The organism is Pseudomonas sp. (genome assembly GCF_050739655.1).
GTDB lineage: Bacteria > Pseudomonadota > Gammaproteobacteria > Pseudomonadales > Pseudomonadaceae > Aquipseudomonas.
Genome location: NZ_JBOIBY010000665.1, coordinates 1 through 9818 on the forward strand (window position 1 = coordinate 1; position 9818 = coordinate 9818).

Consider the following 9818-nt stretch of genomic DNA (forward strand, 5'->3'; position numbering starts at 1 on the left):
ATCCAGACATGTGGATGTCGCATCATTGCGGGTTCCCCTTATCGTTCTTGTTATCCCGCCGGCTTTCACCTGCGGCAAGGGAGCGGCTGCATCAGACTACGAACTTGAATCGCCGGGCCTTGCTGCATTTGCAGTCGGGCGTCATCAGCTAACTCCATTCATGAGCGAGTATAGACAGCGACTCTCACCTCGCAATGTGAAGGCGTAAATCATCTGAAACAGCATTAACTTGCTTTCGGGGTCAAGAATGGAGAAGGATGCAGACGAGTGGTGGCAACCGATATAACGGGGGCGTCTCAAGGATGAAACAATTATGACAAATGCGTCTGAACATTTTTCGTAAGCCAGCTAAGTTATGTCTTCCCTAATTCATTGCCTTTGTTTCCTGGAGTTTTCATGAACACCGCCGCATTGCGCGAGCAGATCCAAAAAGCCCAACAACACGAAGCCGAAACCGGCCTGCTGACTCGTCAGCTGGAAAGCAAACTGCCTCATTTACACCCGGCGATCCAATTGCCGGAAGCCGATGCCAATGGCGTGCTGACGCGTTTTGTCGCCGCCTACATCGACGAAGTGCCAGACCTGCTGGATGCAGCCAATGAAGTCGCCAGGGAAGCGGGTATCGAGTCACAGATCAAACCGGTGCTGAATATCGCCGAACAGTACTTCCTCCAGCCGCCCGCCATCATGGCCGGGCACGTCGGGCTCGACAGCCTGCTGGACGAAGCCTATCTGGCGCACCGTTTTGTCGAAGAGGTCAACGACCTGTACATCAAGCATTTTGGCCAGCCACTGATCCCCTTGGACATGACTGTCGCCAACCTGATTGCTCACCAATTGATCGGTGAGGAATTTGCCAACCAACTGGATGAAGTCGTGCATCACGCTTTGGATGAAATGCTTGATGACGAAAGCTTTGCAAAGGAATCGGTGGAAGCCTACCGCGACAAACTCAGCAGTCCGGAGACTGGCGCTGCGTGGAAGCGCTGGCCATGCATGTCCCGCCGTTTGGGCGTGGGCCTGGAACTCGAGGCCTGACCCCACCCCACACCTGTAGGAGCGAGCGGTGCGACGATTCGACTTGCCCGCGAAGGCGTCCTCAAGAATGCCAAAAGCTTCGCGGGCAAGCCTTGCTCCTACAGGGTTATTTATGCGGCTGAACCAATCCCGGTATTGGTCCGCACCCGCCCCTCCAACCTGCGCTTCAACCCCCGCGATTCAATCATCAGCCTCGAGCCCTTGGCCGCATTCGCCCGCCCCCATTCCTCCAGCAATTCCAGACACGAGTGATCGATGTAGCTCAGGTTATTGAGCGGCACGTGCACCGTTGCGCCCGGTGGAATGCTGCCCAGCACCTGGGTCAGCGCGGGTACTTTGAGGAAGGTCGCCGCACCCGCCAGGCGCAGCTCCATTTCACCGGCTTGGGGCAGGTCGATCAGGCTGATTTTCAACCGCGAAGCCTTCAACGCCAGTTTCACCAGGGTAAGGCCAAAGCCCACCAGCACACCGGTCAGCAAGTCGGTGAAGATGATTGCCAAGGCCGTCGCCGCGTAGGTGAACATCGGCATCCGCCCATAGCGCCCGAGACCACGAAAGGCCTTGATATCCACCAGTTTGAACCCGGTGTAGACCAACACGCCCGCCAGGCTCGCCACCGGAATACTTTGCAGCACACTAGACAGCAGCAACACGAACCCGAGGAGCCACAGGCCGTGGAATATCGTCGAATAGCGCGTCGTGGCGCCGGCCTGGACGTTGGCCGAGCTGCGCACGATCACCCCGGTCATCGGTAATGCACCGAGCAATCCGCAGAGCATGTTGCCGACCCCCTGTGCAGACAATTCACGATCAAAGTCCGCACGCTGACCGCTGTGCATGCGATCCACGGCTGCGGCGGAGAGCAGGGTTTCGGCGCTGGCGATGAAGGCCACTGCAAACGCGGCAATCAGTAGCGTGGGATTGGCCAGATTGAGCAGATCATCGGGTTTGAGCCAGTCAATGGCTTGCGCCAGATTGGCCGGGACTTCGACCCGTTTCACCGGCAATGCCAGCAACAGACTGGCGATTGTCGCCAGACCCACCCCAAGCAGCGCCCCTGGAATGAAGCGCAGCGAATGAGGGCGGGTTTTTTCCCACAGCCACATCACCGCGATGGTCGAGAGTCCGAGCAGGCCAGCCTGCCAGCCAAACGACGGCAGCGCCTGTGCCACTGCACCAGGGAAGGCCGCGAGGTTATCCAGACCGGAGGGTTTCGGCGCGGCGTCGAGCATCACATGCACCTGCGAGAGCACGATCAGCACGCCGATCCCGGCGAGCATGCCGTACACCACCGCAGGCGCCGTGACCCGGAACCAGCACCCGAGCTTGAAGCGCCCGGCCAGCAGTTGCAGAAACCCCGCCAGCAGCAGGATGGGCCCGAGCATGGTCACTCCATGCTGGCGTACCAGTTCGAATACCAGGACAGCCAGCCCCGCCGCGGGGCCGCTGACTTGCAACGGCGAACCCGCCAACCAGCCCACGACCAGGCCACCGATGATCCCAGTGATCAAGCCTTTGGCAGGGGGTAGCCCAGAGGCGATGGCAATGCCCATGCACAAGGGTAGGGCGACCAGAAACACAACCACCGAAGCCAGCAGCTCCCGTGGCAAAACAGCTCTGAGTTGAGCAGCACGCATGATGATTCTCCCGAAGTTTTCTTCAGGCGTGGCGAGGCCTGACCGCTGTAGCAGCGGCCGGCGTCAAACCACACGGATTTTTAGGAGGATTTAGAAGCGCGCTTTGGGCGTCGCCATCGGAATCGGCAGGCTGCCATCAAGCGGCAGGAAACGACCCTGTTCGGCGTCGTAGGCTTTGATTTTGCTGGTTTCGATGTCGTAGACCCAGCCGTGGATGAACAGATGGCCGTTCGCGATGCGCGAGGCTACCGAGGGATGGGTGCGCAGGTGCTGCAATTGAGCGATGACATTTTCCTCGGTGAGGATATGCATGGTCTCGTTTTCGTCGGCGCAGTTGCAGTTGTCGTGCACCATGGTTTTTGCCACTTCCGCATGCTGCAGCCAGGCTTTGACCGTGGGCATTTTTTCCAGGGTATGGGGATTGAGCACCGCCCGCATCGCGCCGCAATCGGAGTGCCCGCAGATGATGATGTGCTGCACGCCTAGCGCCAATACCGCGTACTCGATCGCGGTGGAAACGCCGCCGTTCATTTGCCCGTAAGGCGGAACCACGTTGCCGACGTTACGGGTGACGAACAGATCGCCTGGAGAACTATGGGTGATAAGTTCGGGGACAATGCGCGAATCGGCGCAGGTGATGAACATGGCCCGTGGTGATTGAGCCGTGGCCAGTTTCTTGAAGAGCTCTTCCTGTTGGGGAAAGACCTCATGATGAAAATGCAAAAAGCCGTCAACGATATGCTTCAACGCTGCATCGGCGGATTCCACCTCGGGCTGGGTGGAAGCCGACGCAGCCAACGGCTGTTTATCCTTGTCACTCATGATTCATCCTCTTTGGCGGGCTCAGGGAGTTGTCCCGTTTGTCCGGTGTGAAGCCAGTGGCTGGTTAAAAAACATCCAGGTCTTGAACCTCGACCCATCAGTCACTCGATGAACAAGGTAGCGGCCGAATCTTAACTCAAACTGAATAAAGTGCTCTAGAACGTGTGTTCCAGGTCACAAAAAACGTGACTGCCCTAATAGCGGGTCGCGTTCTTCAGGACTCAACCATAGGCCAATTGTCCTTAAATCAATGACATTTGGCGACCCGGCGGACAAAAGGCATTGCAGTCCAGATTGAAACCTTCACGACGGTTGAGCCCCAAACGTTTGATGGTTTTGGCAAAGCGTTGTGCGAGCAAATCGGCGAAGGGACCTTCACCCCGCATCCGCGCGCCAAAACGGCTGTCGTACAGCTCGCCACCACGGCTCTGGCGGATCAGGCTCAGGACATGCGCTGCACGCTGTGGATAGTGAGCGTCTAGCCATTCTTCGAACAGCGGTGCCACCTCCAGTGGCAGGCGAAGCATCATGTAGGCAGCACTTTGCGCTCCGGCGGCCTGGGCCTCGGTTAGCAGGTTTTCGAGCTCACTGTCGTTGATCATCGGAATCATCGGCGAACACAGCACACCCACCGGGATTGCGGCTTCGCGCATCACCTTTATCGCTCGCAACCGCGCCTTGGGCGCTGCGGCGCGGGGTTCGAGGATTCGTTTGAGCTCGTCGTCCAGCGTGGTGAGGCTGATCATTACAGCGACCAGCCTTTGCCGGGCGAGTTCGGTCAGCAGGTCGAGGTCGCGAAGAATCAGCGAACCCTTGGTCACGATGGTCACCGGATGACGGTAGCGCAGCAGCACTTCGAGGGTTTGTCGGGTGATCTTGTATTCGCGCTCGATCGGCTGATACGGGTCAGTGTTTGAGCCAAGGTTAATCGGTGCGCATTGATAGCCCCGTTTGGACAACTGTTGTTCCAGCACATCCACGGCATTGGTCTTGGCGATCAGTTTTGTCTCGAAATCCAGCCCCGGTGACATGTCCCAATAGGCGTGGCTGGGGCGCGCATAACAATAAATGCAACCGTGCTCGCAACCACGATAGGGATTGATCGAACGATCAAAGGGCAGGTCCGGGGAATTGTTGCGGGTGATGATGGTTTTCGCGGTCTCGATGCGCACTTCGGTGCCTTGCGTGATCGGTGCTTCCTGATACCAGCCGTCGTCCTCGGCCACCGATTGATTCGGAGCAAAGCGGTTGTGCGGGTTGGTGGCAGTGCCGCGACCGCGAGGAGGTAAGGGAGTGGTCATCGGCGGAATCCTTTGGTCTGTATATTCATACAGTATCCGAGGCGACGTGTATCGACCAGTACCGTTCGGCCTTTGATCTGTTGGCGGATTGTCCATGACAAGTATTTATTAGTTAGGAGTAAATAAAGGAAACATATGGATCGTGGCTGATTTTAATGTCGGCTCGTATATTTGCCTCGCTAAGCAATATCTCTATAGCAATCAAATAAAAGGAATTATTTATGTCTTTCTTCAATCAACGCGGTATTTTTCTTCAACTGTTGCAGCCGGGTCCTTCTGAGCCCAATACATTGGTTTCCATACAACTTGCTCGTAAGGAGTTAAGTTGGGATGCGGAAAACGAGCAGCAAGTTGAAGCACTGGTTGATTCGGTTTTTTACACGGCTGTCTCAACCGATGCTGGTAAATCTTTCAATATCCAGGCCGTGAAAAAGGATGTAGACGGGGACGGTGATATTGATGCAGATGACAAAGCGAAACTTGTGGCCCTGGCTAAAGCCTACGCCAGCATTACGAGTCCCTGAACGCTAAACTGAGTGGCTTCACAATTCTTTGACAGCCAACTCACAAGCCGTTGACCGTTCAGGGAGGATCATCGTCAGTAACTTCCCGTACCTTTCTGAACGGTCACTCGAGCATGTCCTTACCACGCTTTATTCCAGCGATATGCCTTTCACTGGTTGCACTTTTAAATCTTGCACCTGTTTTTGCAGACGACAACACGCCGACTCGCCCGGCAGAGTGGGCACAGCCTGTTGAGGTGCAGTACAACCTTTTCCAAATGTCGCCGACACTTTATCGCAGCGCGTTGCCGGACAGTGGGGCGGTTTCTTTACTTGAAAAACTCAAGGTCGGAACAGTGATCAGTTTTCTGCCGGAGTCTGACGAGAGCTGGTTGTCCACGCCTCGCATTACCCAAGTACATTTGCCCTATCGGACTAACCACGTAGATGACGCAGACATCATTAAAGCCTTGCGCGCCATTCAAACCGCCGAAGCCAATGGTCCAGTGCTGATGCATTGCAAGCACGGTTCTGACCGGACCGGATTGATAGCGGCCATGTATCGGGTAGTGATTCAGGGATGGAGCAAGGAAGATGCACTGAGCGAAATGACCCAGGGCGGTTTTGGTGACAGTAAGCACTTCAAGGACGGCGTTCGGTACATGATGCAGGCTGATATCGACAAGCTTCGCACGGCTTTGGCAAACGGTGATTGCAGCACGAGTCCTTTCGCCGCGTGCTCAATGAAGAGCTGGTTCCAATCGGCCCATCTCCAGTAATAACGCCTTCCACTGCGTTGCGCAGCGGAAGGCGTTTTTTTGCTTAGTGCTGCTCGTCAGGTTTCTTTTTCAGTTTCGGGTTCGGGAAGAACTGTACAGGCTGAACCTTGGTGTCCGGAGCCTTCACGGCGGTCGTGTTGACCCGTGTGCCCAACTCCTTGGGTACGGAAAGGCCTTGTTCATTCAATGTGTCGGAGTACCCGCAGGCGACGCACTCGCGATGCGGTACGTCATCTTCGCTCCACATCATCAGCTTGTCCGGTTCGCTGCAAGCCGGGCAAACCGCCCCGGCGATAAAGCGTCGTTTGGTAATCACGGGACCTTCACTCATGCTGCCGCGCCCTCAGTCAGGCCACTGTGACGCAAGAGTGCGTCAATCGATGGCTCACGGCCACGGAAGTCGATGAACAGCACCATTGGTTCTTGAGAACCGCCACGCGCCAAAATGGCTTCGCGGAATGCACGACCGGTATCGGCGTTGAGCACGCCTTCTTCCTCGAACTTCGAGAACGCATCGGCGGACAGCACTTCAGCCCACTTGTAGCTGTAGTAACCCGCCGCATAACCGCCGGCAAAGATGTGTGCAAAGCTGTTGGGGAAGCGGTTATAGGCGGGTGGACGCATAACGGATACTTCGTCACGCACGCCTTCAAGCACCTGTAGCACGCTACGACCGTCGCCATGGGTCGCGTGCAGTTCGAAATCGAACAGCGAGAATTCCAGCTGACGCACCATCATCAGTCCGGACTGGAAGTTTTTCGCCGCGAGCATTTTACCCAGCAGGTCCTGAGGCAATGGCTCGCCGGTTTCATAGTGACCGGAAATCAGCGCCAACCCTTCAGGTTCCCAGCACCAGTTTTCCATGAACTGGCTTGGCAGCTCGACGGCATCCCAGGCCACGCCGTTGATGCCGGACACACCAGCATGTTCGACGCGGGTCAGCAGGTGATGCAGGCCATGACCGAACTCGTGGAACAGGGTGGTGACTTCATCGTGAGTCAGCAGCGCAGGCTTGCCGCTGTCGGCCGGGGTGAAGTTGCACACCAGGTTGGCCACCGGACTTTGCAATACACCCTCGGCGGTGCGGCGACGGTCGCGGGCGCCATCCATCCAGGCACCGCCGCGTTTGTTGGCGCGGGCATAGAGGTCGAAGAAGAAGCGGCCGACGTGCTGGCCATTTTCCTTGATCTCGAACAGACGAACATCGGGGTGCCAGGTGTCGAAGCCTTTCTGCTCGGTGATCTCGATGCCGTACAGGCGTTGCACGATGGCGAACAGGCCGCCCAGCACTTTATCGATAGGGAAGTAGGCACGCAGGGCTTCCTGGGCAACGCTGTATCGCTGCTCACGGAGTTTTTCGCCGTAGAAACCGCTGTCCCAGCTTTGCAGGTCCGGACAGCCTTGTTCTGCGGCGTAAGCCTTGAGCTGCTCAAGGTCCTGCGCGGCGAACGGCTTGCTGCGCTTGGCCAGATCGCGCAGGAAGCTCAGCACCTGATCGCTGGATTCGGCCATCTTGGTCGCCAGGCTCAGCTCGGAGAAGCTGGCGAAGCCCAGCAGTTTTGCCAGTTCCTGACGCAGGTCGAGAATTTCTTCCATGACCGGGCCGTTGTCGTTCTGACCGGCATTTGGGCCTTGGTCCGACGCACGGGTGCAATAGGCGGCGTAGACCTCTTCGCGCAGGGCACGGTCCTGGGTGTAGGTCATCACCGCGTAGTAGCTCGGGAACTCCAGGGTGATCAACCAGCCGTCCAGGTTCTTGGCCTGAGCGGCGGCGGCCATTTGTGCCTTGGCCGAGTCGGTCAGGCCGGTGAGGGCATTTTCATCGGTGATGTGCTTGGTCCAGGCCTGAGTGGCGTCGAGCAGCTGGTTGGAGAAGCGGCTACCCAGCTCGGACAGCTTGCTCTGCACCTCGGCGTATCGCTTCTGCTCGGCTTCCGGCAGATCGATACCCGACAGGCGGAAGTCTCGCAGCGAGTGTTCCAATATTGTTTTCTGCGCCACATCGAAACCGGCGGCTTCCGGGCTGTTCGCCAGGGCTTCATAGGCCTGGAACAGTTCGCGGTTCTGGCCCATTTCAGTGGAGTAGGCACTCAGGGCAGGCAGGCAGGACTCGTAGGCTTCACGCAGTTCGGCACTGTTGCACACGGCATTGAGGTGACTGACCGGGCTCCAGGCAGCGCCCAGACGATCATTGAGTTCGTCCATCGCCAGTACCAGGCCCGCCCAGGTCGGTTGTTTGCCTTGGGTTTTGAGGATCTCGATAATGGCGGCACGGTTGTCGGCCAGGATCTGTTCAATGGCCGGTTGCACATGTTCGGCACGGATCGCGGAGAACGGCGGCAGATCGTAGGACTGCAAAAGAGGGTTGTTCACGCTCACGGTTGATACCTTGGCTGGAGAAACATGCAGCCATCTTAATTACAATCGACACTCACCGCAGCTATCAGCGACAGAGAGAGAACCTATCGTGTCCCTTCGCAAGTATCAGAACCACACGCCGCTGCTCGGCAAAGGCGCTTTTGTCGACAGCTCGGCGGTGGTGATTGGCGACGTTGAAATCGGCGAAGACAGCTCGGTCTGGCCGCTGACCGTGATCCGCGGCGACATGCACTGCATCCGCATCGGTGCGCGCACCAGCGTGCAGGACGGCTGCGTACTGCATATCACCCATGCCGGGCCGTTCAATCCCGATGGTTTCCCGCTGCTGATCGGTGATGACGTGACCATTGCCCACAAGGTCATGCTGCATGGCTGCAATGTGGGCAGCCGGGTGCTGATCGGCATGGGCAGTATTGTCATGGACGGCGCCGTGGTCGCCGACGATGTGATCATCGGCGCCGGCAGCCTGGTGCCACCCGGCAAGCGCCTGGAAAGCGGCTTCCTGTATGTGGGCAGCCCGGTGAAGCAGATCCGGCCGCTGACAGACAAGGAACAAGCATTCTTCACCTACAGCGCGGCGAACTACGTGAAGCTCAAGGATCTGCATCTGGCCGAAGGTTACGACCAGATCTGACCCCGACGCGCTTATTCAGGATTCAACATGCATTACCAAACTATTCTGTTCGACCTCGACGGCACCCTGACCGACCCGCGCGAGGGCATCACCCGTTCGATTCAGTTTGCCTTGAGCAAGCTGGGTATCGATGAGCCCGACCTGACAAGGCTTGAACACTTTATAGGTCCACCGTTGCTACAGGCATTCATGCAGTTTTACGACTTCGATGAGCCGAAAGCGTGGGAGGCGGTGAATTTTTATCGCGAGCGTTTCAAGGTCACGGGTCTATACGAAAATCGTGTTTTCGACGGTGTCATGCCCCTGCTGGAAACCCTCGGCGGGCAAGGGCGACAGCTTTACATCGCTACCTCCAAGCCATGGGTGTTCGCCCGTGAGATCGCCCGGCATTTCGACTTCGCCCAACACTTCAAAGTGATCTACGGCAGCGAACTGGACGGCACTCGGACCAATAAGGTCGAGCTGATCGCGCACTTGATGGCCGAAGAAGGCCTGGACCCGGTCAACACCCTGATGATCGGCGACCGCAAACACGACCTGATCGGCGCACGCAGCAATGGGTTGGATGCTGCGGCGGTGGGTTATGGGTTTGGCAGTCGGGAAGAGCTCAGCGCCGAGACGCCGGCTTATCATTTCGAAACGCTGGAAGAGATGCATCAGGCGTTTTTGCGGCGCTAATGACATCGCCTTCGCGGGCAAGCCCGCTCCCACAGGATTTGTGAACA

11 protein-coding genes are annotated in these 9818 nt (G+C 57.4%); 6 read left to right on the forward strand and 5 right to left on the reverse strand.

Annotation, left to right across the window (positions count from 1 at the left end; genetic code table 11):
- Together ACRESJ_RS31485 and ACRESJ_RS31490 are read left to right on the forward strand one after the other, a co-directional pair.
- A partial coding sequence (locus ACRESJ_RS31485; RefSeq protein WP_431761391.1) for a hypothetical protein occupies positions 1-208 on the forward strand: 208 nt, incomplete at its 5' end.
- 188 nt (positions 209-396) lie between these two features.
- Complete coding sequence (locus ACRESJ_RS31490) at positions 397-1038, forward strand: hypothetical protein (protein ID WP_431761392.1); 642 nt, start codon at positions 397-399, stop codon at positions 1036-1038.
- 110 nt (positions 1039-1148) lie between these two features.
- Here ACRESJ_RS31490 and ACRESJ_RS31495 read toward each other — a convergent pair whose 3' ends face one another.
- The 3 genes from ACRESJ_RS31495 to ACRESJ_RS31505 form a co-directional block, all read right to left on the reverse strand.
- Positions 1149-2675, reverse strand: coding sequence for a SulP family inorganic anion transporter (locus ACRESJ_RS31495; RefSeq protein WP_431761393.1), 1527 nt, complete (start codon positions 2673-2675; stop codon positions 1149-1151).
- Positions 2676-2765: 90 nt separating this feature from the next.
- Entirely contained in the window at positions 2766-3497 is a 732-nt protein-coding gene (locus tag ACRESJ_RS31500; protein WP_431761394.1) for a carbonic anhydrase, read from the reverse strand.
- Between the two features lie 242 nt (positions 3498-3739).
- Positions 3740-4798 (reverse strand): PA0069 family radical SAM protein, encoded by a 1059-nt coding sequence (locus ACRESJ_RS31505; RefSeq protein ID WP_431761395.1) that lies wholly within the window; start codon positions 4796-4798, stop codon positions 3740-3742.
- 221 nt (positions 4799-5019) lie between these two features.
- On the opposite strand from ACRESJ_RS31505, the gene ACRESJ_RS31510 reads away from it, so the two are divergent.
- Together ACRESJ_RS31510 and ACRESJ_RS31515 are read left to right on the forward strand one after the other, a co-directional pair.
- A complete protein-coding gene (locus tag ACRESJ_RS31510) occupies positions 5020-5322 on the forward strand; it encodes a hypothetical protein (RefSeq protein WP_431761396.1) in 303 nt (100 codons plus the stop codon).
- Between the two features lie 113 nt (positions 5323-5435).
- Positions 5436-6080 carry a tyrosine-protein phosphatase gene (locus ACRESJ_RS31515; RefSeq protein WP_431761397.1) on the forward strand — a complete coding sequence of 215 codons (645 nt, stop codon included), beginning with the start codon at positions 5436-5438 and terminating at the stop codon, positions 6078-6080.
- Between the two features lie 43 nt (positions 6081-6123).
- Here the strand turns inward: ACRESJ_RS31515 and ACRESJ_RS31520 are convergent, their stop codons facing one another.
- Positions 6124-6411, reverse strand: coding sequence for a YheV family putative zinc ribbon protein (locus ACRESJ_RS31520; RefSeq protein ID WP_431761398.1), 288 nt, complete (start codon positions 6409-6411; stop codon positions 6124-6126).
- Positions 6408-8459, reverse strand: coding sequence for an oligopeptidase A (gene prlC / locus ACRESJ_RS31525; RefSeq protein WP_431761399.1), 2052 nt, complete (start codon positions 8457-8459; stop codon positions 6408-6410). Before prlC ends, ACRESJ_RS31520 begins: the two co-directional genes overlap by 4 nt.
- Positions 8460-8547: 88 nt before the next feature.
- On the opposite strand from prlC, the gene ACRESJ_RS31530 reads away from it, so the two are divergent.
- Entirely contained in the window at positions 8548-9093 is a 546-nt protein-coding gene (locus tag ACRESJ_RS31530; protein ID WP_431761400.1) for a gamma carbonic anhydrase family protein, read from the forward strand.
- Between the two features lie 27 nt (positions 9094-9120).
- Positions 9121-9771 carry an HAD family hydrolase gene (locus tag ACRESJ_RS31535; RefSeq protein WP_431761401.1) on the forward strand — a complete coding sequence of 217 codons (651 nt, stop codon included), beginning with the start codon at positions 9121-9123 and terminating at the stop codon, positions 9769-9771.
- The last annotated feature ends 47 nt before the right edge of the window (positions 9772-9818 follow it).